23 protein-coding genes are annotated in these 22724 nt (G+C 56.6%); 15 read left to right on the top strand and 8 right to left on the bottom strand.

The window, feature by feature from the left end:
* Positions 1-240: hypothetical protein (locus ABTW62_RS02565; RefSeq protein ID WP_430903011.1), on the top strand; the 240-nt coding region annotated here is incomplete at its 5' end.
* A gap of 545 nt (positions 241-785) precedes the next feature.
* Here the strand turns inward: ABTW62_RS02565 and ABTW62_RS02560 are convergent.
* The 3 genes from ABTW62_RS02560 to ABTW62_RS02550 all read right to left on the bottom strand — a co-directional run bounded on the left by ABTW62_RS02560 (position 786) and on the right by ABTW62_RS02550 (position 1673).
* On the bottom strand, positions 786-911 hold the full coding sequence (locus ABTW62_RS02560) for a hypothetical protein (RefSeq protein WP_430903010.1): 126 nt from the start codon (positions 909-911) through the stop codon (positions 786-788).
* Between the two features lie 199 nt (positions 912-1110).
* Positions 1111-1428, bottom strand: coding sequence for a CcdB family protein (locus tag ABTW62_RS02555; protein ID WP_430903009.1), 318 nt, complete (start codon positions 1426-1428; stop codon positions 1111-1113).
* Positions 1428-1673 carry a type II toxin-antitoxin system CcdA family antitoxin gene (locus tag ABTW62_RS02550; RefSeq protein ID WP_430903008.1) on the bottom strand — a complete coding sequence of 82 codons (246 nt, stop codon included), beginning with the start codon at positions 1671-1673 and terminating at the stop codon, positions 1428-1430. Before ABTW62_RS02550 ends, ABTW62_RS02555 begins: the two co-directional genes overlap by 1 nt.
* Before the next feature lie 728 nt (positions 1674-2401).
* Here ABTW62_RS02550 and ABTW62_RS02545 point away from each other — a divergent pair.
* The 7 genes from ABTW62_RS02545 (at position 2402) to ABTW62_RS02515 (ending at position 8529) form a co-directional block, all read left to right on the top strand.
* Positions 2402-3841: a flagellin gene (locus ABTW62_RS02545; RefSeq protein ID WP_430903007.1), complete on the top strand. Its 1440-nt coding sequence runs from the start codon at positions 2402-2404 to the stop codon at positions 3839-3841.
* Positions 3842-3916: 75 nt separating this feature from the next.
* Positions 3917-4267: a flagellar protein FlaG gene (locus ABTW62_RS02540; RefSeq protein WP_430903006.1), complete on the top strand. Its 351-nt coding sequence runs from the start codon at positions 3917-3919 to the stop codon at positions 4265-4267.
* A gap of 57 nt (positions 4268-4324) precedes the next feature.
* Entirely contained in the window at positions 4325-5746 is a 1422-nt protein-coding gene (gene fliD / locus ABTW62_RS02535; RefSeq protein ID WP_430903005.1) for a flagellar filament capping protein FliD, read from the top strand.
* Positions 5747-5795: 49 nt separating this feature from the next.
* Positions 5796-6239 carry a flagellar export chaperone FliS gene (fliS, locus tag ABTW62_RS02530; RefSeq protein WP_430903004.1) on the top strand — a complete coding sequence of 148 codons (444 nt, stop codon included), beginning with the start codon at positions 5796-5798 and terminating at the stop codon, positions 6237-6239.
* Entirely contained in the window at positions 6236-6607 is a 372-nt protein-coding gene (locus ABTW62_RS02525) for a flagellar protein FliT (protein ID WP_430903003.1), read from the top strand. Before fliS ends, ABTW62_RS02525 begins: the two co-directional genes overlap by 4 nt.
* A gap of 625 nt (positions 6608-7232) precedes the next feature.
* Positions 7233-8246 carry a flagellar hook-length control protein FliK gene (locus tag ABTW62_RS02520; protein WP_430903002.1) on the top strand — a complete coding sequence of 338 codons (1014 nt, stop codon included), beginning with the start codon at positions 7233-7235 and terminating at the stop codon, positions 8244-8246.
* Complete coding sequence (locus ABTW62_RS02515) at positions 8215-8529, top strand: EscU/YscU/HrcU family type III secretion system export apparatus switch protein (protein WP_430903001.1); 315 nt, start codon at positions 8215-8217, stop codon at positions 8527-8529. The genes ABTW62_RS02520 and ABTW62_RS02515 overlap by 32 nt, the downstream gene beginning before the upstream one ends.
* A 491-nt stretch (positions 8530-9020) precedes the next feature.
* Here the strand turns inward: ABTW62_RS02515 and ABTW62_RS02510 are convergent, their stop codons facing one another.
* From ABTW62_RS02510 to ABTW62_RS02495, 4 genes are read right to left on the bottom strand one after another with little or no spacing between them, the layout of a single operon-like run.
* A complete protein-coding gene (locus tag ABTW62_RS02510; RefSeq protein ID WP_430903000.1) occupies positions 9021-9785 on the bottom strand; it encodes a flagellar brake protein in 765 nt (254 codons plus the stop codon).
* A 58-nt stretch (positions 9786-9843) separates the two neighbouring features.
* Positions 9844-10173 carry a flagellar hook-basal body complex protein FliE gene (gene fliE, locus ABTW62_RS02505; protein ID WP_430902999.1) on the bottom strand — a complete coding sequence of 110 codons (330 nt, stop codon included), beginning with the start codon at positions 10171-10173 and terminating at the stop codon, positions 9844-9846.
* Positions 10174-10190: 17 nt separating this feature from the next.
* Positions 10191-11519: a sigma-54-dependent transcriptional regulator gene (locus ABTW62_RS02500; protein WP_430902998.1), complete on the bottom strand. Its 1329-nt coding sequence runs from the start codon at positions 11517-11519 to the stop codon at positions 10191-10193.
* 5 nt (positions 11520-11524) lie between these two features.
* Complete coding sequence (locus ABTW62_RS02495; RefSeq protein ID WP_430902997.1) at positions 11525-12742, bottom strand: sensor histidine kinase; 1218 nt, start codon at positions 12740-12742, stop codon at positions 11525-11527.
* A 224-nt stretch (positions 12743-12966) separates the two neighbouring features.
* Here ABTW62_RS02495 and fliF point away from each other — a divergent pair, with 224 nt between their 5' ends.
* The 6 genes from fliF (at position 12967) to ABTW62_RS02465 (ending at position 19516) form a co-directional block, all read left to right on the top strand.
* Positions 12967-14652 carry a flagellar basal-body MS-ring/collar protein FliF gene (gene fliF / locus ABTW62_RS02490; protein ID WP_430902996.1) on the top strand — a complete coding sequence of 562 codons (1686 nt, stop codon included), beginning with the start codon at positions 12967-12969 and terminating at the stop codon, positions 14650-14652.
* Positions 14642-15637 carry a flagellar motor switch protein FliG gene (fliG, locus tag ABTW62_RS02485; RefSeq protein WP_430902995.1) on the top strand — a complete coding sequence of 332 codons (996 nt, stop codon included), beginning with the start codon at positions 14642-14644 and terminating at the stop codon, positions 15635-15637. Before fliF ends, fliG begins: the two co-directional genes overlap by 11 nt.
* Positions 15638-15729: 92 nt before the next feature.
* A complete protein-coding gene (locus ABTW62_RS02480; RefSeq protein ID WP_430902994.1) occupies positions 15730-16461 on the top strand; it encodes a flagellar assembly protein FliH in 732 nt (243 codons plus the stop codon).
* Positions 16461-17873 (top strand): flagellar protein export ATPase FliI, encoded by a 1413-nt coding sequence (gene fliI, locus ABTW62_RS02475; protein ID WP_430903012.1) that lies wholly within the window; start codon positions 16461-16463, stop codon positions 17871-17873. Before ABTW62_RS02480 ends, fliI begins: the two co-directional genes overlap by 1 nt.
* Positions 17874-17885: 12 nt before the next feature.
* Complete coding sequence (fliJ, locus tag ABTW62_RS02470) at positions 17886-18335, top strand: flagellar export protein FliJ (RefSeq protein ID WP_430902993.1); 450 nt, start codon at positions 17886-17888, stop codon at positions 18333-18335.
* 122 nt (positions 18336-18457) lie between these two features.
* Positions 18458-19516 carry a flagellar hook-length control protein FliK gene (locus tag ABTW62_RS02465; protein ID WP_430902992.1) on the top strand — a complete coding sequence of 353 codons (1059 nt, stop codon included), beginning with the start codon at positions 18458-18460 and terminating at the stop codon, positions 19514-19516.
* A gap of 693 nt (positions 19517-20209) precedes the next feature.
* Here ABTW62_RS02465 and ABTW62_RS02460 read toward each other — a convergent pair.
* On the bottom strand, positions 20210-20878 hold the full coding sequence (locus ABTW62_RS02460) for a hypothetical protein (protein ID WP_430902991.1): 669 nt from the start codon (positions 20876-20878) through the stop codon (positions 20210-20212).
* A 391-nt stretch (positions 20879-21269) separates the two neighbouring features.
* On the opposite strand from ABTW62_RS02460, the gene argH reads away from it, so the two are divergent.
* Positions 21270-22667 (top strand): argininosuccinate lyase, encoded by a 1398-nt coding sequence (gene argH / locus ABTW62_RS02455; protein WP_430902990.1) that lies wholly within the window; start codon positions 21270-21272, stop codon positions 22665-22667.
* The last annotated feature ends 57 nt before the right edge of the window (positions 22668-22724 follow it).

Here is a 22724-nt window from a genome sequence, read left to right as displayed (position 1 = left end):
GACTATTCGCCTCAAATGATCGAAAAATCCCGCTCAACCAGCCTCGCCCTCGCTACGATCGCTATTCTCGGACAGCCTCCTAGCCAGCAGCACCACAGTTCCAACCCGCGTAAAAGTTTTATGTTAGCAAACTCACACCCCACCACCCCAACAATTCGCGCCAATTGGCCTCCTTCACTGCCCAACTGTTGCCAAATGCCCACACTCACCCTTCACGGTTTTGATTTAAACCAAGAATGATTAAGCAGTCACGCGCACATCGGTTGAGTTTGGTCATGTGGCAAGGTGAAGCCTTTGCTGCCCTGTGACCGGGATTGAGGGAACCACGAATGAACACGAATGCTTTGGCAGTAAAACCCAAATTGATCGGCTAGTCCAATTATGGTTAAACACGATCAAATTGATTTTCATTATTCGTGTGCATAGCCGGTGCACAAGTGCATCCGCCCTCCATCAACCGCCACCGGCCGTGAATAACCACGAATGGACACGAAGACACACGAATGATTGAGTGGTGATGCTCGCAGGGGTCGGGTTTTGTCATGTGGCGGGGTGAAGGGGTGATAACCGGCCCAATTACGGTTAAACACAACCGAAGTGGTTTCACATATGAAGCACTCAAACAGTGGTCGGCTGAATGTCTATCATCCGTTGCACAAGTCGTATCTGATGGTCTGGGGTGTTGCGGGGCTGTTACGCATACAGCCGCGCAGCATGAGTGCCATATTGTGGGAAGTGGCAAATCTGCTGTGTAGCGTGCCGAGTTTTGCTGGGTCAATACGCGCCTAGTACTCCGTACCGTCAATTAGCTTACAAATGAAATCGATGGATTCGCCTGCCAGGCTAGGAGGCTGTCCGAGAATAGCGATCGTAGCGAGGGCGAGGCTGGTTGAGTTGAATTTTTCGATCATTTGAGGCGAATAGTTGTTCTATTCAACGAAAAGGATCGGAAAATCCGGCCAATCAGGCTCGTCCGCAGTAGATCAGTCTATTCTCGGACAGCCTCCTAGGCGCAAACCGCAGTCATAGCCGTAGCTATGGCAAGGATTTGCAACAACGCATGACAGGCGAAGGCGCGATTTCATGTAAGCGGTTTGGCGGAACGGAGTACTATATTCCGGAAACGATGAAATCCAATGCAGCAACGATTTCAGATCGATACTGAGAAAGATCGCCGATTTCCTCTCCCAGAAATTTCCTGTCTATCCCTGCGATTTGCTGTGTGAGCGCAATAAAAGATTTATTTTCTATTTCCAGAATTGGGCATAACTTTGTAATGGCTGCTTTTCCCGCAAGATCGGCCGGACAAAGTGGAATAACAATAGTGGTTCGCAGGCTATCGAGTACATTGGATTGGATATCCAAAAGATAAGGATAGATTCTCCTGGTTACATTATTTGGGTTTTCATAAACCCTGAACTGAGCCATTAAAAATTTCTCAGATCATCGCTAAAGATTCCATGTTCCTCAACCAACTGGTTATAGGTTTCGATAGCAATCTTGTTTTGCGCCTTCCAAAGTTCACGCTGTCTGGCGTTCACCAATTCAGTCAGAGCCGCTTCCAGTGTTGCTGACAGATTAATCTTCAGCTCTTTGGCCTTGGCAAGCAAATCGCTGTTTATACTGACATTTACAGGCTTTTTTGCGGCTCGTACGTCAAAAAATGCATTCATGCGCATATCTCCCGTGCTTTTTATCCACATATACTATGCGCATTATAACTATGCTGCAAGAGATAATTTGCAAGCCCGGTAGGGTGCACCTGTGCACCATCAAACACCCGGTCCGCAGCGGCCCTTTTCCACACAGCAAAAGCCGGTGCACAAGTGCACCCTACGCCTGCAATTCAAACCACGAATGGACACCAATGAATTGGTGGCGATGCGCGCAGGGGTTGTGTCATATGGCGGAGTGAAGACGTGATAACCGGCCCAATCACGGTTGAAACACAATCGAAGCGGTTTTCATCATTCGTGTCTATTCGTGTCCATTCGTGGTTCGAATTATCGTTTCTCCCTATGTGGCGATTGACTGGCAATCGCCTGGGTTTGACGGTGCACAGGTGCACCCTACTATCTTTGCCTGGTTGCGGGTGGAACACAATCGAAGCGGTTTTCATCATTCGTGTCTATTCGTGTCCATTCGTGGTTAGAGATTTTAGCCATGATTTGAAATCAAAATGCCGAGGAAGGGGGGTTTTATTGGGGTGTTTGGTTGTTTGGGGGTGGAAAAATTTTTTGGGTGGGGTGTCGATTTTGCTAAATATTTTTCCGGGCGATCCGATTACTGCTCTCAACGGCGGTTCAAAAGCCAATCAGTATCGAAGGCGGAACCCACGTTTGTGGCACTGGCGCCACGACTTTTTAATGAAAGTACATTTACACTCTGAAGGAGACACAACATGGCACAAGTCATCAACACCAACATTGCTTCATTGAACGCGCAGCGCAATCTCAATAATTCGCAGAGCGCACTGAATACCGCGCTGGAGCGGTTGTCCACCGGGCTGCGCATCAACAGCGCCAAGGACGATGCGGCCGGGCTGGCGATTTCCGAGCGCATGACCTCGCAAATCCGCGGCCTCAACCAAGCAGCACGCAACGCCAACGACGGCATTTCGCTCGCCCAGACCGCCGAGGGCGCACTCCAGGAAATCGGCAACAACCTGCAGCGGGTGCGCGAGCTGGCGGTGCAATCGGCCAACGCCACCAATTCCGCCAGCGACCGCGCCGCCCTGCAGGCGGAAGCCGCGCAGCTGATCGCGGAAATCTCACGGGTTGCCGACAACACCCAGTTCAACGGCCTCAACCTGCTCGATGGCTCGTTCGCCAGCCAGAGCTTCCAGATCGGCGCCAACGCCAACCAGACCATCAATGTCGCATCGATCGGTGATGCACGCGCAACCGCACTGGGGCAACACACGCTCGGGGCAGATGGCACTGTCATGGGTATGGTCGTTACTGGCTCCACAGACAACGGGATTGCAGTAGAAGCCGATCTCACGCTGGCTACCGATAAAGGCACCGTCGGCAATATTGGCTACGCTCAACACGCAAGCGCCGCAGATATTGCAGCCGCCATCAACACTGCCGCCTCCGGCATTGGCATCACTGCCACCGCCAGCAACAGCGCAACACTTGGTGGCCTAGATACAGATGGAACAATAGGATTCGATTTAAATGGAGAAACGATTTCCGTTACGATTGGCGACGTCAACGATCTCAGCGCACTGGCTGCCGCCATCAATGGGGTATCTTCTGCCACAGGCGTCACCGCTTCCTTCGCCGATCCCAGCGACAAATCCAGCCTGGTTCTGAGCACCACCGATGGGCGCGACATTGCAATTGATACTTTTACTCATGATGGTGGTGGTAATGAGGAGATAGATTTCAGTGGTCAAACATTAGATATTGGTGGTACTGTTACAGCAGTCAAGGTTGGCACGATCGAATTGACCAGCACCCAGGGCCAAATCAACGTGGCCAACGCCAATCCTGACGTATTCACCACTACCGTCAGCGCTTTCCAATCAGTCTCCCTGCTGGATCTTTCGAACTCAGCCGGCGCTCAGAGCGCACTGTCGGTACTCGATGCGGCACTGAGTCAGATCAATAGCTCGCGCGGTGATCTCGGCGCGTTGCAGAACCGCTTCTCTTCCATCATCGCCAGCCTGCAAACCACGGCCGAGAACCTGTCCGCCTCGCGCAGCCGGATTCTGGATGCGGATTTTGCAGCCGAGACCGCCAACATGACGCGCGGCCAAATCATGCAGCAGGCCGGGGTCGCGATCCTGGCGCAGGCCAATGCCTTGCCCAACAACGTGTTGTCGCTGTTGAGATAAGTCCCAGCCGTCATTCGCCCGGTAGCGCGCTAGCAAGCACCGCGCCACCGGGCGTGATCCAGAAGGAGAATAACCATGTCCATCAGTCCCGTCAGCGGGGGCAGTGAACTGCTCACCGCCACGCCCGCCCAGACCCCCCCGATGGCCCAGCAGCCCCCTGCCCCTGCGCGCGCGCAGCCAGAGCAGGAAGCAGGCGCGGAAACGGCAATGCAGGTGCAGCAGGCGGTCGCGCAGATTCAGCAGTTCACCCAGGCGCTGGCGCGCAATCTGCAGTTTTCGGTCGATGAGGAAACCGGCAAGTCGGTGGTGCGGGTGATCGATGTCCAGACCCGTGAAATCATCCGCCAGATTCCCTCGGAAGAAGCGATTCAAATCGCGCGCACGCTCGACAAGGTGCAGGGCCTGCTGTTCAACGACCAGGCTTAGTCAGCCGCGTCAGTCATTTTTGAACGGTGTATCGTTTCATTACTTACAGGATTTCTCATGCTTTCTTCACCAGGTATCGGCTCGGGGCTGGATGTCCACAGCATCATCGGGCAATTGATGCGCGTGGAACAGCGGCCGCTGGCCGCGCTGGCCATGCGCGAAGCCAAACAGCAGGCGCAGTTGAGCGCCTATGGCAGCCTCAAGGGCGCGCTGTCCAGCCTGCAGAGCAGTGCCCAGGCGCTGGCCAAGTCCACCACTTTCACCGGCTTTCGGGCCAGCCTGGCCGATGGCTCGCTGGCAAGCGTGAGCGCTGCCGCCGGGGCGGCCGCGGGCAAGCACGAAATCGAGGTGCTGACCCTCGCCCAAAGCCAGAAAATCGCCTCGGCGCCGTTCGAAACCAGCGCCACCGCGCTCGGCAGCGGCACGCTCACGCTCACTTTCGGCAAGTATGAGGACGACGGCACCTTCACCGCCAACCCGGCCGAGGCCGTGCGCACGATTAGCATCGGCGCGGAACAGTCCTCGGTGGCCGGGGTGCGCGATGCCATCAACGCCGCCGACGCCGGTGTGACAGCCAGCCTGGTGCACGACGGCAGCGGCTACCGGCTGGTGATCGCCGCCGATGAAACCGGCCTCAGCCATGCCATGCAGATCACGGTCAGCGATGATGATGGCAATGATACCGACAATGCCGGATTGTCCAAGCTGGCCTATGATGCCTCGACCGGCGGGGTTGCCCATTTGACGGAAACGGTCGCGGCGCGCAACGCCACGCTGACTATCGACGGCATTCTGATCAGCAAGGCCGCCAATACCATTTCCGACGCGCTCGAAGGCGTCACGCTCACACTGCGCAAGGCCGACCCGGGCAACCCGGCCAGCCTGACAATCGCGCGCGACAGCGCCAGCGCCCAGGCGGCGGTGGAGGCCTTCATCAAAGGCTTCAATGAACTGCATCAGACCCTGCGCAATCTGTCCAATTATGATGCCACCAACCAGCAGGCTTCGGTCCTGACCGGCGATTCGACCCTGCGGGCGGTGCAGACCCAGATGCGCCGTTTGCTGGGGAGCGAATTTCCGGCCGCCCACGGCGATTTTTCCCTGCTGACGCAAATCGGCATCGGTTTCCAGAAAGATGGTTCGCTGGCGCTCGACAGCAGCCGTTTCAGCGCCGGCCTGGCAGAAGCGCCGGAGGCTGTCACCGCCCTGCTCACCGAACAATTCGCACCCGGCCTCAACCGGCTGATCGACGGCATGCTGCAAAGCGACGGCCTGATCAACAGCCGCATGGATGGCATCAAGACCAGCATCAAGACCCTCGACAACCAGCGCGAGGCCATCGGCCGCCGGCTGGAAGACACGGAACGGCGCCTGCGCGCGCAATTCGCCGCGCTGGATACGATGCTTGCCAACATGAGCCAGACCAGCAATTTCTTGCAGCAACAATTGGCCAATCTGCCCAAGATCGGCGACAAATAACGATTGATGGGCCGCTGGCCACTCATACCACAACAGAATAGGAGAATTCATGTTCACATCATCCTCGCAGGCCATCAACAGCTATCAGCGTATCGGTGTGGAATCGGGTGTGGCGGCCGCCGACCCGCACAAGCTGATCCTGATGCTGTTCGAAGGCGCGCAGCAGGCGCTCAGCCGCAGCAAGCTCTACATGCGCCAGAACGAAATCGCCGCCAAGGGGGAAATGATCTCCAAGGCAATTCTGATCATCGACCATGGCCTCAAGGCCAGCCTCGACCGCAATACCGGCGGCGCACTGGCCGATAATCTGCACCAGCTGTACGACTACATGACCCAACGCTTGCTGCTGGCGAACCTGCACAACGACCCTGCCATTATCGAAGAAGTCAGCCAATTGCTGGGCGAGCTGCACACAGCCTGGCAGGCGATCGGCCAACAGCCCGCCCGCCCGCCCGCCTCCCCCCTCACAACCGGAGCCGACCAGACACGATGAGTGCATACCATTCCGGCCAGCAAGCAGCACCCGCGATGCAGGGCGAGCAGGTGATCGCCATTTATGAAGAAATACTGGCGATCGTCGGGCAGATGCTCGATGACGCGAAAGCGAACGACTGGGACGGCCTGGTGGCGCGCGAACACGCCTGCAAGCAGCTGATTGAGCAGCTGATGGCGCATGATACGCTATCGCAATTGGATGCCGCGCAGCAGAAAAAAAAAGTCACCCTCATCCGGCAGATACTCGCACTGGACGCAGAAATCCGCACCCTCACCGAACCCCGCCTCACGGATTTGCAAAACCTGCTGTCCAACTGCAACCGCAAACGGCTGCTGGACCAAACCTACCAGCCCGATCAAGAATAACCCCCGGGCGGGTCCCCCACCCGGCCAAGCAACCTTTATATGCATGAACCGGTGATTACAAACCGAACCACGAATGGACACCAATTCACACGAATGATGAAAATCAATTCATGCGAGCGCTGCCACTGAATTATTCGTATTTATTCGTGTCCATTCGTGGTTCCCCCAGGCGTAGGGTGCACTTGTGCACCGGCTTTTGCTGTGTGAAAAAGAGCTGCTGGGGGCCGGGTGTGTGACGGTGCACAGGTGCACCCTACGGCCAAAACCACGAATGCACACGAATTAACACGAATGATGAAAATCAATCCATGCGAGCGCTGCCACCGAATCACGGTTATCACGCAGCTGCCCCGCCACATGACAAAACTCAACACATGTGAGCGTCGACGCTCAAACATTCGTGTCTATTCGTGTCCATTCGTGGTTCCCCCAGCCACCCCTGCTCTGTTGTAAAGTCTTTTCCATTTGTTCCGATATTCCTATAGGCTTGCAAAGCGCCTCTGGGACGTTTTCGGGGGCGCATGCGGGTTATGGCAATGCAGCCGGATGGATGGATCGGGCTGGCATTTTTTGGGTTTGTACCGCCATGCAGTCCTTTCATATATATAAGACCTAACAGGAGTTGATGGTGATTCCCTTTCCTGTCAAACCGGTGGCGATTCCGGCCGTTCTGCTGGGGGATGTCGGGCCGGTCAAGCCGGTCAGCCCGGCGCAGGCTGCGCCGGATGCCGTTCAGCCGGACCCGTCCACTTTCGTTCCGGGCCAGAAATATGTGGCGCGGGTCGAGGCGCGGTTGAGTAATGGTTTATCGGCCGTTAGCATCGAAGGCAAGTTGCTGCATATGCGGTTGCCTGCTGCGGCCACGCCTGGCAGTCAGCTGGAGCTGACCTTGATCACGCATGCACCGCGCTTGAAATTTCTGCTGCCCGGCCATCCGGCCGGTGGCGACAATCCGGCGACGTTCAGCAGCATCGGCAAGTTTATTTCGCAGTTGCTCAGCCAGGTGTCGTCGTCCTTCAGGCCGGTCGTGAAAAGCCCCGCACCGCTGTTGCCGGCACCGCCGACCAGCAGCACGCAGTTGCCGCAACCGCTCCAGCAGGCCGTGACCCAAAGCGGATTGTTTTATGAAGCCCATCTGGCCAACTGGATCGGCGGCAAAACCAGCTTGCAACAGATCCGCCAGGAACCGCAAGGCAGGCTAGCGCCGCTCGTGACGGCGGGCGAGGCGGCGGGCAGCTCGCCGGTCGCATCGCAAACCCTGCCGCTGGTACAGCACCAGCTGCAGGTGCTGGAAACCGGCTTGATACAATGGCGGGGCGAAATATGGCCCAATCAGACTATGGAATGGGACATTGCCGAACACCCGCCGGAGCACGCTGCCAATGAACCCGCAGACAGCGCATCCCGCTGGCAGACTCGGGTGCACTTCCAGCTGCCGAAGTTGGGTGCGATCACTGCCTTGCTGACCATTGACCGGCAAGGCGTGCAAATCAAGCTGGATACCGGCGCACCGGCGGCCGCAGCCTACCTCGATCAGGCGCGCGCCGCACTGGCTACTGCCATGCAGGCAGCCGGATTATCCGTTCAAACTCTGGAAATACAGCAAGATGACGCATCCCAAACCGGCCAACCAGACTAACCTCCCCGCCCTGACTGATCAGCCCCCGTCCCAGAACGCGGTCGCGCTGACCTATCGCGACGGCATGCGTGCGCCCAAGGTGGTCGCCAAGGGACGGGGGCTGGTCGCCGAGGAAATCATCCGGCGCGCGCAGGAAGCCGGTGTCTATGTGCATGAATCCAAGGAATTGGTGGCGCTGCTGATGCAAATCGACCTGGATGACCGCATCCCGCCGGAATTGTACGTCGCCGTGGCCGAGCTGCTGGCCTGGCTCTATCGTCTGGAGGCTGGCCTGGAGCAGTAATTCTGGCATCATGAGCCAGCCGCCATACAGAAAAAGTAAGGCCGTTAGTGCCCCGCGAGCGGTATTGTGGGAACCACGAATGGACACGAATATACACGAATGATTTAGCGGCAACGCTCACATAGGTTGAGTTTTGTCATGCAGCAGGGCAAATACGTGATAACAGGCCAAATTACGATTGAAATGCAATCGAAGTGGTTTTCCATTATTCGTGTGTATTCGTGTCCATTCGCGGTTCGAATCGACAAGGTAACTCTCCCGGCAGTGCTCTGGAGTGCTTCGGTGGAAGGCAGCTCGCACAGTCAAATACACCGACCATCCTCAGCATGCCGCCGCACGGGAAAAGCCGGTGCACAGGCGCACCCTACCAGGTGGCCCGCTCCAGCTCATGCACGAACTCAACCAGCCCTTTATTCGCGTGCATTCGTGTCCATTCGTGGTTCGAATCAACCAGGCAGCTCGCAAAGATGGCGGTGGCGGTTGTTCAGTTGTCAGAGTTCGTCATCGCTGGTAAATTGGCGCATTTGCTGTTCAAGCCGGGTGATGTAGCGTTGTATCAGCGCACGGGATTTTTCGGGTAATTCTATGAATTCACAGCCGGCGCGCTGGGAAGCGTCGCCATTCTTGAGGAGGGTGGTATAGATGCTCCTGACCTGAATGGTGGTCACGATGATGCCAAATTGCGGCAGGTCGATCTGGCAATTTTCGAATACTGTGCCGGGAGTCAGCTTGAGCTCGGCATGTGAATCGATCAATGCCATGCCACCGCAACTGATATCTGACAGATTGAACAGAGCGGTTTCCTTTCCCTTTTTTTGAGGCAGCGGTATGCTGCAGGTCGCTGAATTGGTAATGGGTGTCATAATTCGATAGAAATTTCGTCTTTGTATCCGTAGCAGGCTGGCGGGTATGTCCACCCTGAATGCGGCGCGGCCTTCAAATTGCACCATTGTCAAATTGTTGCAATGGAATTCGATCCTGATCCGTTTCTGGGTGGTGACACAGCGCAGACTGCCCACTCTTTGCGCCAATTGATTGATGATTTCATCGGCACCATAATCCATTATCAGCATCTTCTTGACCGGATCCACCGCCAGAATAGTAGACAGAATAAATTGTTTGCTGCGTTCAAGATGGAGTGTAATGGCCGATTTTTCCTCCATAATGGCGTTCAGAATGAACTGAATTTCGATCGGGGAAGCGACACTGAATGCCTCTTCCTCCTGGTCTGATTCCAAAGTGGAAGATTTTGTCATTTTGGAATGCGATTGAAGTGCGCTCATAATTTTCCTTGTTTACCGGGATGTAAAGTTTTCACACCTGCATATTCATGATTTCCTGGTATGCGGTTACCAGACGGTTACGCACCTGGATCATGGACTGGAACGAAATATTCGCTTTTTGCAGAGAAATCATCACTTCATGCAACTCAATATCCGATTTACCCTGGACGAATGACTCGCTCATTTGGCCGGCAGTCTGCTGCACGGTATTGACCTGATCGACCGCCGATTTGAGCAACTGGCCAAAATCAGCATGGGCGGGCGCCATCGTCGCCTGCTGCGTGTGAGGGTTGCCGGCCGCCTGCTCGGAAGCCGATTTGAGTTGGGTGAGAAGCTGGTTGATGCCAGTCAGTGAGTCCATGTTGTCTCCGATTGCTTTCAACACTGGGCGAGCCGGTATTGTTGCAGTTTGTAACGCAGGGTACGCTCGGATATGCCGAGCCTCTGTACGGCCAGTTTGCGCGAGCCATTGACGGCCGCCAGCGTTTGCAAAATATGCTCACGTTCCAGCGACTTGATGTCGCGCAAGGGTGTAGGGTTAGGGACGCTGGGGGTCTTGACCGCCGCTGCGGCTTGATCGGGCGAACGGGCCGGCAGATTCAAATGGACCGCCTCGATCTCGCCAGAGGCCAGAATCATGGCGCGCTGGATCACATTCTCCAGCTCGCGCACGTTGCCCGGCCAGGCATATTGCTGCAGGCACTCGACTGCGGGCTGGGTCAATGTGCAACGGGCCGGATGGCTCTGCATCGCCTGATCAAGAAAACGTTGCGCCAGCGGCACGATATCCTGCGGGCGCTCGCGCAGGGGCGGTATTTCCAGCGGAAAGACATTCAACCGGTAGTAAAGATCTTCGCGGAATTCACCTGCATGCACCTGTTCGAGCATATTGCGGTTGGAAGTGGCAATCAGGCGGATATCCAGTTTCACGGGCTTGCGCCCCCCGATCCGCTCCACCTCACGTTCCTGCAGCACGCGCAATAGTTTCGCCTGCAGGCCCAGCGGCATTTCCGAAATCTCGTCGAGCAACAAAGTGCCGCCCTCCGCTTGTTCGAATTTACCGGCCTGGGATTGCATCGCGCCGGTAAAAGCGCCCTTCTCGTAGCCAAAGAGCGTGGCTTCGAGCAGGTTCTCGGGAATGGCTGCACAGTTGATCGCGACAAACGGTTGTCCCATACGCGCCGATTGCCGATGGATATAGCGCGCCAGCACTTCCTTACCGCTGCCGCTCTCGCCCGTCAGCATGACGGTTGCATTCGATTCGGCCACTTTCTTCGCCAGTGACAGCAGCGCATGGCTGCGCGCATCCTCGGCCACCATTTCCGATCGCTCATCCGCGGGAGCGGGCAGCAGGTAACGCTCAACCTGTGCCAGCAAACTTTCGGGGTCGAACGGCTTGGGCAGGTAATCGCAAGCGCCTGCGCGCATCGCCGCCACCGCTTTGCCGATTTCTCCATAGGCCGTCATCAGCACCACCGGGATCTGCGGATAATCGCGCCGGATGGTTCGCAACAGTGCATGGCCATCCATGGGCCGCATGTGCACATCGCTCACAACCAGGCCAACCGGCTGCGCTTGCAGCAGGCGCAGCGCCTCTTCTCCGTTGGCTGCCGCCAGCCCCTGGTAGCCAGCCAATCTGAGTGTGGCATGCAAGGCTTCCAGCAAATCCGGATCATCTTCCACAACTAAAATAGGCAAATTCCGCATTTTTACTACCTTTTATCTATAGATAATTGCGCCGCAGTCGCATCGGCCTGCAGCGTTCGCGGCAGTCTGACCGTGAACCGGCTGCCAGCGCCTGGCGCCGACTCCACTTCGATATCGCCATTCAGCGCGCGAATCACGTTATGCACAATGGCCAGCCCCAGCCCGGTGCCCTCGGTGCGGGTGGTAAAGAACGGCTCGAACAAGCGCGCTTGCAAAGCCGCGTCAATGCCGGGTCCGTCATCACTGACGGCCAGCATGACCTCGTCCTGGCTGGCCGCGCAGGCTAAGGCAATCCGGCCGCCGGGCAAGGATGCTTGCATGGCATTGTCGAGCAGGTTGGTCAGCACGCTGCACAATGCCTCGCGGTTCACATGCAGGCTGACACCCCTGCTGTGATCCTGCATGCTGAACTGCAGGCCGCGCTGCTGCATCTGCGGCGCCATTGCGCGCTGCAGTTCGTTCAGCAATGCCGACAGCGCCACCTGCCCGGCCGGCGCGGTCTCGCCTTTCACGAATTGCAGCATGTTGCGTATCAGCTGCTCCAGATGATGCAGCCGGTCTATGGTTTTAACGGCAAAACTGCGTCGTTCCTGAGCAGGCAACGCCTCCTTGCTCAGGTGGCCGGCATACAGCAGGGCCGTGGACAAAGGGGTGCGCAGCTGATGCGCCAGACCAGCGGCCATTTCGCCCATCTCGGCCAGCCGCTGATGACGCAACGCGCGCGCCTGCATGGCGTGGGTCTCGGTAATGTCGTGAATCAGCAGGATGCGCTCGCTGGATGTTTTCGATTGACTGCTTTCAATACGGACCCGGCGCGCTGCAGCCAGGTCGCCTGTACCAGCATACCATTCGCCGGATACACCGGCCGGGCTCAACCGCTCGTCCGCGATGTGCCGCCAGGGCAACCCCAGCAAGGGTTCACCGAGCAGGCGCACCGCCGCCGGGTTAACGCGCTCGATATGCTCAGCGGCATCCAGCGCCACGACACCGCCGGGCAAGGCGGTCAGCAACTGGCTGAGTTGCTGCGACAATGCTTCTTTGGCGGCCAGCTCACGCTGCAATTCCCCATTGGCTAACGCCAGCTCCCCGGTCAAGCAGGAAACCTGCTGCTGCAATTCGCGGTAGACGCCGGAAAGCTGCGTGGAAGCCTGGCTGAATACGGCAAAGGCCTGGCGAAGTTGCTCATGATCAGTTGTCAGGGTGACCGCATCGTCAGTTTTCATGAAAGAAACTTCTCAGCATTTTCGATGCCATGCAGCTTAGCACCGACCCCTGCCCTGCCCAGTGCTGAAATAACGCATGCAAATTCGCCTTATTCAAGCGTTTAGTATGCGCGAATAGCCTGATAATCCTGTTATCCACCCGGCCCTTCCGCGATCGGCATATGACGATCCCGGCCGGCTCGCAACATCCTTCGGACAGAATCAGTTAAGCAGGAGAAAGTTTCGTGGCGACGGTCCCCAAAGAAACAGAGGCGAACACCCAGCCGAGCACCCAGCCGGACAATCCGGATCAGCCGGGCAATCTGCTCGACAGAATCAGGCAATTATCGGCACAACAAAAACTTGGCTTGATGGTGGCCGCTGCCAGCGTCATCGCGCTGCTCGCGGGCACCTGGATCTGGAGCCAGGCACCGGATTACCGCGTGCTTTATTCCAATGTCTCCGATCAGGATGGCGGTGCCATCATCGGGGTGCTGCAGCAAATGCATATTCCCTACAAAGTCTCGGATGGCGGCGATGCAATTCTGATCCCAAGCGACCAAGTACATGAAGTGCGTCTGCGCCTGGCCAGCCAGGGATTGCCCAAAGGCGGCCTGGCTGGTTTTGAAATCCTCGAGAATCAGAAATTTGGTTCCAGCCAGTTTCTGGAACAGGTCAATTATCATCGGGCACTGGAAGGCGAACTGTCCCGCTCCATCCAGTCGCTGTCCGCCGTACAAAGTGCGCGGGTGCATCTGGCCATTGCCAAGCCCACTGTGTTCACCCGCGACCGCCAGCCACCCAGCGTCTCGGTATTGCTCAATCTATATCCAGGGCGGGTGCTGGGTACCGAGCAAGTGAATGCCATTGTCCATCTGGTTTCCAGCAGCATCCCCAATCTCCCGGTCAAGAACGTGACCGTGGTCGATCAGCAGGGCAATCTGCTGAGCGGAAAAAAGAACGACGATCCGGAAAGCGGGCTTGACGCCACCCAGCTCAAATATGTACAGGATCTCGAACAAAATTTCTCACGCCGCATCGAGGCCATCCTGACGCCGATCACCGGCGCGGCCAACGTGCACGCACAAGTCACGGCGGATGTTGATTTCTCCCGGATCGAACGCGCTGAGGAAAGCTACCGGCCGAATAACAGCGCACCGGAAAACGCTGCCATCCGCAGCCAGCAGAAATCCGAATCGGTTTCGATTTCGCAGCCCGACGGCGGCGTGCCCGGCGCGCTCTCCAACCGTCCGCCTGCCCCGGCGCAGGCACCCATCGAGCTTAGCGAAGAAGATGGCGAGGCAGCCGGCCAGACCATACCCACCGATACGCGCAAGGAATCGACCACCAATTATGAAGTGGATAAAGCCATTTCCCACACCCGCCAGTCGAGCGGCCGTATCAATCGGTTATCGGCAGCAGTCGTGATCAATTATCGCAGCCGTCTGGATGAGGAAGGGCGATTGATCAATGAAGCCCTGCCGGACGGCGAAATCGAGAAAATCACGGATCTGGTCAAGCAAACCATCGGTTTCGACGCTGCCCGCGGCGATACCCTGACAGTCACCAACAGCCAGTTCAGTCTGCAAGCGGATGATGTCCTGGACGAGTTGCCGTTCTGGCAGCAACCGGAAACCATTCAGCTGGCCAAGGAAATCGGCAAGCAATTATTGATCGCCGCCATTGTGCTGTATTTCCTGCAGAAAATCCTGCGCCCCTTCCTGAAAACATTGCTGCCGCCACCGCCTTCCTCGCAAGTCGCGGTGCTGACAGATGAGGAAAAGGCAGCCCAACCAGAGCTGCTTTCTCTGGCCGCCGCCCAGGAAGAAGCGTACGAGGAGAATCTCCAGAAAGCCAAGCTGCTGGCGGCCAAAGAACCGGCCATCGTGGCCAACGTCGTAAAAGGATGGGTAGCTGGCAATGGACAATGAAGGCATACACAAAAGCGCAATCCTGCTGATGTCGCTGGGGGAAGAGGAAGCCTCTCAGGTTTTCCGCTACCTGGCGCCCAAGGAAGTACAGAAGCTGAGCGAGGCCATGGCCAAGCTGAATGATGTCCGGCGCGACAAAATTGCCGGTGTCCTCGAAGAATTCTTTGAACTGGCGAGCGAAAAAACGTCGCTTGGCCATGATTCCGCTGATTACTTGCGCAAGGTCCTGACCAAGGCGCTGGGCGAGGACAAGGCAGCCAATCTGCTCGACCGCATTAACCAGGGCGGCGACACGACCGGGATCGAAAGCCTCAAATGGATGGACGCAGTCGCCGCGATGGAATTGATCAGGCATGAGCATCCGCAGATCATCGCGACCATTCTGGTGCATCTGGAGCGCGATCAATCCAGCGCGATTCTCGCCCTGTTCACGGAACGACTGCGCAACGACGTCCTGCTGCGCATCGCCACGCTCGATAGCGTACAGCCGGCTGCGTTGCGTGAATTAAATACCGTATTGAGCCAATTACTCTCGGGCAACGACAATATCAAGAAACCGCGCATGGGCGGCATTCGCACCACCGCAGAAATCCTGAATTTCATGCCGACCTCGCTGGAAGAAAGCATCATAGAAAACTTCATGCAATACGACGAGGAAATGGCGCAGAAAATCATGGACGAAATGTTCGTCTTCGACGATCTCATGGATATCGATGACCCGGATATCCAGCTGCTGCTGCGGGAAATTCAGTCCGATACCCTCATTACCGCCCTCAAGGGCGCCAAGGAGGAAGTGCGCTTCAAGATCTTCAAGAATATGTCGCAACGTGCCGCCGAGATGCTGCGCGAAGATCTGGAAATGAAAGGCCCCGTACGCATTTCCGAAGTTGAGTCCGAGCAAAAACTCATTCTCAAGACCCTGCGTCAACTCGCCGATGAAGGGCGTGTCACGCTGGGCAAAAAAGTTGAAGATGGCTATGTCTGAGAACAGCTGCTGTCGTAGCTCGGACATGCCATTTAATTTCACATATGATTTGATGCAACGCTTCACCGCCCGCATTCATCGAGGATAGACACATGAACGCAGCCGCCGTCATTCCTAAAAAAGCACTCACCGCCTGGGAAAAATGGGAAATAGGCGATCTGGAGTCGCCCGAAAACCGGCAACAACCCGAAGCGCCGCAGCCCGCTCCTCCCCCTCCCCAGGAAGCGCCGGAAGCACCGGAAGCACCCGCCGCATCGGCAGCCCCCGAAGCCGCCGAACCGCAGGCAGCAACACCTGCCTTACCCACTGCCGAACAAATCGAGCAGATCTATCAGCAGGCCCAGGAAGAAGGCATGCTGGCGGGCTATCAGGCAGGCAGGGCGCAGGCCGTGCATGAGATCGAGGCGGAAGTTGAGCGGCTACAGACGCTGCTGAGTGCTTTTGAACAGGCGCTGCACAAAATGGATGAAACCGTCGCGCAGGATTTACTGACATTATCGATCGAACTGGCCAGAAAGATGGTCGGACGAGCACTGCAAATCAAGCCGGAACTGGTGCTGACGGTCGTCGAAGAGGCGCTGCAGCAGCTGCCCGCCCAGTCACGTTCACTGCACGTCACATTGCATCCCGATGATGCAGCGCTGGTGCGCGAATATCTCACGCGTCATCTGTCGCATACTAAATGGCGGGTTGTCGAAGACGTGCATATTGAACCCGGCGGTTGCCGCATGGAATCCGCCGGCTGCGAAGTGGATGCCACCCTGCCCACCCGCTGGCAACGGGTGCTCGCCCCGCTGGGCAGAACACCCGACTGGCTGGCATGATGCACGCTCACGCACCCACCCATACCGCACGCTGGCTGGATTTCATTCAGAGCTGCCGGCACTTGGCTGAAGCGGTCCCTCCCCACCTGGTCAGTGGCACGCTAACCCGCGTGGCCGGTCTGGTGATGGAGGCGACCGGGCTCAAACTGGCAGTAGGCACCAGTTGTACCGTGCTGCTCCAGAATGGCCACCCTGTCATGGCAGAAGTGGTGGGCTTCTCGGGAGAGCGATTATTTCTGATGCCTTCCAGTGATGTGTACGGCCTCGCGCCAGGCGCGAAAGTCATTCCGGCGGAATATATCGGTACGCCTCCCCGCATCGGGGTCAGGCAGCACCCGAGACGCCGCGCGGCCGATCGCGCCAAACATATCCATGTCGGGCCGGAACTGCTCGGCCGGGTGCTGGATGGGGCCGGTGAGCCGCTCGATTCGCTCGGTTCGCTCCATTGCGAACAGAGTGTGCCGCTTTACAGCCGTCCCTTCAATCCATTGGAACGCGCGCCCATCGAACAGACACTCGATGTCGGCGTACGCGCCATCAATACCCTGCTCAGCGTCGGGCGCGGCCAGCGTATGGGTTTATTCGCCGGCAGCGGGGTCGGCAAAAGCGTCCTGCTCGGCATGATGGCGCGCTACACCAGCGCCGATGTCATCGTCGTGGCATTGATCGGCGAGCGCGGCCGGGAAGTCAAGGAATTCATCGAAAATATTCTCGGACCGCAGGGCCTGGCGCGCTCGGTTGTGGTCGCCGCACCGGCCGATACTTCTCCGCTGCTGCGCCTGCAAGGTGCCGCCTATGCCACGGCCATCGCCGAATACTTCCGGGATGAAGGCAAGCATGTGTTGCTGATCATGGATTCACTGACACGTTTCGCCATGGCGCAACGTGAAATCTCGCTGGCCATCGGCGAGCCGCCCGCCACCAAGGGTTACCCGCCCTCGGTCTTTGCCCGCTTGCCGCAATTGGTCGAGCGCGCCGGGAACGGGCGGCCTGCCAGCGGCTCGATCACCGCTTTTTATACCATCCTGACCGAGAACGATGATCCCAACGACCCGATCGCCGACAATGCACGCGCGATTCTCGATGGGCACATCGTGCTTTCCCGGCAATTGGCCGATGCCGGCCACTACCCTGCCATCGATATTGAATCCTCCATCAGCCGGGTCATGGCGAATCTGGCTCCGCCCAGGCAAATTGACTGGGCGCAACGATTCAAGGGGCTGTACGCCCGCTATCAGCGCAATCATGACTTGATCAGTGTCGGCGCATATGTTGCTGGCAGCGACCCGCAGCTGGATCAAGCCATCAAGCTGTATCCCGAACTCGAATCGTTCCTGCGGCAAGGTATGTTCGAACAGGAAAACTATCCAGACAGCCTACAAAAATTTTATGCCCTCCCACTGACAACTTAGGATGCTTGCAAAATGGCCAATCTTCATTCACTCAAGCGACTGCTCGAACATGCCCAACAGCAGCTGGATGATTCCGCAACCACGCTGGCCCAACTGCATCTCAAGCAGCAGGAATCGGAAAAAACCCTAAAGCTGCTGGTCGATTACCGCCGCAGTTATCAGAACCGGTTCATGGCATCGGCAGGGGAAGGCATCGACCCGGTCGAGTGGCGCAATTATCAGGCATTCATCAGCAAACTCGATACCGCCATCGGTGAACAGCAAAAAGTGGTCGCACGCTCACTGCAACATACCGCAGCCGGTCACGCCGAGTTTCATGCCCATCGCCGCCGCTTGAAATCCTATGGCACGCTTACCCAACGCCACCAACTTGATCATGCAGCGCAACTCTCGAAACAGGAACAGCGCCAGCAGGACGAACACACCTCCAATGGAATCAGCCATCGTTCACGGTCACGCTGAGCGCTCTGACAGCCATGCCAGCCATGGTTGTCAGAGCGCCGCATCAAGATCGCCGAACGGCACCTCATTTATGGCACGGAAATTGCTTATTATCATACAGATGAAATAATTAAAGGATGGTCATGCTCAATTTGCCTACTCTTAAGGATCTACCGGCTTTGCCGAGTGAAACGCCAAACGCGCCGGTGCTAACTACCATGTTGTCTGCCACCGATCAATTGCCCGGCCAGAAATTTGACAGCATTCTGGCCAGGACACTGGTCGATAGCTTGATGCAGGGGGATGATCCGGAGGCGGCCGATCCCATTTCCGTGATGGAGGCACCCATTGCGGCCGAGACCGCCGACACGGTATCCATCGCACATGAGCCACTAGCCGGCCCCATGTTTGCAGCACTGCCAGGGCTGTTAGTCAACACGATCATCAAGACCGAACAGGCCGGTTCGGACAAAACCGGCACCGCTGTCACACCTTCCCTGGCAGACAACCTATCGCCGCTCGCTGCACTACCCCAGAAACTTGCTCAGCCGGTATTGGCCCATGTCGGGCAGGCAACCGGACAGGCATATGACGCCAGCTACGCGGCTTACAGTAGCCATCCGGATCAAAGCATCACTACGGCAATTTCTGCCGATAGCGGCAAAAGTTTGCCGCCTCCAACCACACCGGCAGCCGTCATGAGCGGCCCTGTCCCCCTCCTGCCATCAGCCGCACCGCCGACAGCTCCGGCTGCCGCCAGTGTTCCGGTCGCGGCCGCGTTTGACAGCCCCGCCTGGCCAGATGAGTTTGGCCAGAAAATAACCTGGATCGCCACGCAACGATTGCAATCAGCAGAGCTGAAACTCCATCCAGCCCACCTCGGACCGATTGAAATCATGTTGCAACTGTCGGGTGAACAGGGTGCGCAACAAGTTTCGGCACAGTTTGCCTCACACCATGCCGCGGTACGCGAAGCGATCGAGGCCAATCTACCCAGATTACGGGAAATGATGGCCGAGAGCGGGATTACGTTGACCGACACCTCGGTCAGCGCGCAGACCTCCCAGCAACACGCGGAAAACGGTCATCACCAGACCCCATCACGCCAGACAGCCCACAACTTTTCCGATGATTCCGGCATCCAGCCTGCCACGCGCCAGCTCTCGGTCAGGCACGAAGGCCTCATCAATACCTTTGCCTGAAAGACCGCTCCGTAAGCCTTGCCTAGTACTCCGTACCGTCAATTAGCTTACAAATGAAATCGATGGATTCGCCTGCCAGGCTAGGCGCAAACCGCAGTCATAGCCGTAGCTATGGCGAGGATTTGCAACAACGCATGACAGGCGAAGGCGCGATTTCATGTAAGCGGTTTGGCGGAGCGGAGTACTAGACAACCACGAATGGACACGAATAGACACGAATGATTTAGCCGGAATGCTCGCATTGGTTGAGTTTTGCTATGCGGCAGGGTGAATACGCGATAACCGACCCAATTACGGTTGAAACGCAATCGAAGTGGTTTTCATTATTCGTGCGCATTCGTAGTTCGAGTTGTAGTCAAACACGCTCAATCGCAGCAGCAGCGCAGCAATTTGCCGCTCATGCAGGTGAAGCCGTTGCTGTCCTGTGACCGGGATTGAAGGAACCACGAATGGACACGAATTAACACGAATGATTTGGTGGTAACGCTCTCATGGGTTGCGTTTTGTCATCCGGCAAGGCAAAGGCGTGATAGCCGGTCTGATTACGGGCGGAACGCAGTCGAAGTGGTTTTCATTATTCGTGTGCATTCGTGGTGAATTGTTGGAACCATGAATGGGCGCCAGTGCCGGACGCACCATGAAAAAGCCCCCGGGAATTCCGAGGGCTTATACACCATTCATTCGCAGGAAAAATTAATTGTTATCCCGCAATGGTGGTGGGTTATAGCTCACGACGACCGTAGCCAACCGTTGGTTAAGGCCCATGACCGGCACAATCAGCATTTTCTTACCATCAACATCTGATTTGAGAGTGATTTTGCGTTGATTGAGTACATCTTTAGGATAAACGCTGGCGGCTTCTTCGTTTTCCAGTCTTTTATCTGTGGACACCAGCAACTTGCCCTCGTCACTGATCAGGACCACCCGCTCCGTATCCTTGGTTTTGACCAGCTCGGTCAAATACTGATCGATTTGATCCAAGTTGTTACGAATCAATTCACCACGGACAGCCCAGGCCAGCACTTGCCCAAAACGCTCTTCTTCTTTTTTGTACTGACTGTCAGCATATTCGCGCGCTTTTTTGGTTAGCACCTTGCGTTCCATGTCGAGCTGTTGAGCCAGCTCAGCTTGCCCTCTTTCCAAGCGCGACTCAGCCTGGTTGACCGCGATCTGCTTCCAGGCGATGACCAGCAGCAATACGCCCAGAAACACCAGAATTGACCACATTGGCAGCTGCTTGTGCTGAATATCAGCAAGCGGTGCGAATCTATTGCTTAGAATGTTTAATAATGATGCGGGCTTGGTCCATTCGATCTTCTCTTTGGATTGATCGCCCTCGTTCTGCGTGTGTTGATCCGACATACATTGCTCCTTTAATGAGTGACACGAATGAAAGGCGCTAATTATCCACCATTCCTTTTCCAAGTGAAAGCGGGCTGGCTAATATTTAGGACATAACGGAAAAATGTGTTGCAATTTATACCCATTCCATACTGAAACTTGCCAAGTTACGAGTAAAATAACTGTTTCATCGTAACGCGTCCTCGCATTGCTGTCTGGCAGCAGGCTGCGCAAATGAAACGTTAGTGATACATTCAGATACCCCGCCATGACCATCTAAATGATCTCATAGGCATCACATCTATTGATCCGGTTTTCTTCGGTGGGATCCGCCGCGCCATATCGTTGTGGGTGTGGCGCGCACCCCACCAGGAAAACGGAGATGAAATTTTAAACAGGGAGTTACACTGTCGTGGATAAAGACAATAAAACCTGGTCGGGACGCTTCAACGAACCGGTTTCGGAATTGGTGCAACGTTATACAGCCTCGGTCGGGTTCGACCACAAGCTGGCTGAATATGACATTCAGGGATCTCTGGCGCATGCCCGCATGCTGGCGGCCACGGGCAACATCTCTGACACCGATCTCGAAGCGATCGAGAAAGGCATGGCGCAAATCCGTGATGAAATCGAGCAAGGCACGTTTGACTGGCAACTCGAGCGGGAGGATGTCCATCTGAATATCGAACAGCGATTGACTGCGCTGGTGGGAGACGCTGGCAAAAAACTGCATACCGCCCGCTCGCGTAACGATCAGGTGGCAACGGATATCCGGCTTTACCTGCGCGCAGCGATCGACGATATCATTGGCCTGATCCGGGCCTTGCAACACGCATTGCTGGACCTGGCAGAGCAACACGCCGACACGATCATGCCGGGCTTCACCCATCTGCAGGTCGCCCAGCCGGTCACTTTCGGGCATCACTTGCTGGCCTACCAGGAAATGCTGCAGCGGGATACGCAGCGCCTGCAGGATTGCAGAAAACGCGTCAACCAGCTGCCACTGGGTGCGGCCGCCCTGGCAGGCACAAGTTACCCGATCGACCGCGCAAGCGTGGCACGCGAGCTGGGCTTCGATGGTATCTGCCGCAATTCGCTGGATGCGGTTTCCGATCGTGATTTTGCAATCGAATTCTGTGCTTGCGCGGCACTGCTGATGACTCATCTTTCGCGCTTGTCGGAAGAGCTGATCCTATGGATGAGCCCGGCATTCGGTTTCATCCAGCTCGCCGACCGCTTCTGCACCGGTTCCTCCATCATGCCGCAAAAGAAAAATCCGGATGTGCCCGAACTGGTGCGCGGAAAAACCGGCCGCATCAATGGCCATCTGGTCGCACTGCTCACGCTCATGAAATCGCAGCCACTGGCCTATAACAAGGACAATCAGGAAGACAAGGAGCCGCTGTTTGACACAGTCGATACCTTGCGGGATACCCTGCGCATTTATGCAGACATGCTCACCGGCCTACACGTCAATCAGGCAGCGATGCGCCAAGCCGCCCTGCGTGGCTACGCCACCGCAACCGATCTGGCCGATTATCTGGTCAAGAAAGGACTACCGTTCCGGGATGCGCATGAAATCGTGGCGCAAGCCGTTCGTTTCGCGGAAAACAAGCAGTGCGACCTGAGCGATCTTTCCCTGGCCGAATTGCATCAATTCTCTAACGTGATCGAAACGGATGTGTTCCAGGTACTGACGCTCGAAGGCTCGCTCCAGAGCCGCGATCATCCCGGCGGTACAGCGCCCAGGCAGGTCCGCCTGGCGATCAGCCAGGCGAGAGAGATGCTTGGATCGAAAGATAACGGCTAGTTATGCATACACTTCCCCAAGCCAGACCATGCATCATTGCCTGCGCTCTTGAAATCA

The organism is Nitrosomonas sp. ANs5 (assembly GCF_050584665.1).
In the GTDB taxonomy this organism is placed as follows: Bacteria; Pseudomonadota; Gammaproteobacteria; order Burkholderiales; family Nitrosomonadaceae; genus Nitrosomonas.
This window is presented reverse-complemented; position numbering and strand designations above follow the sequence as displayed.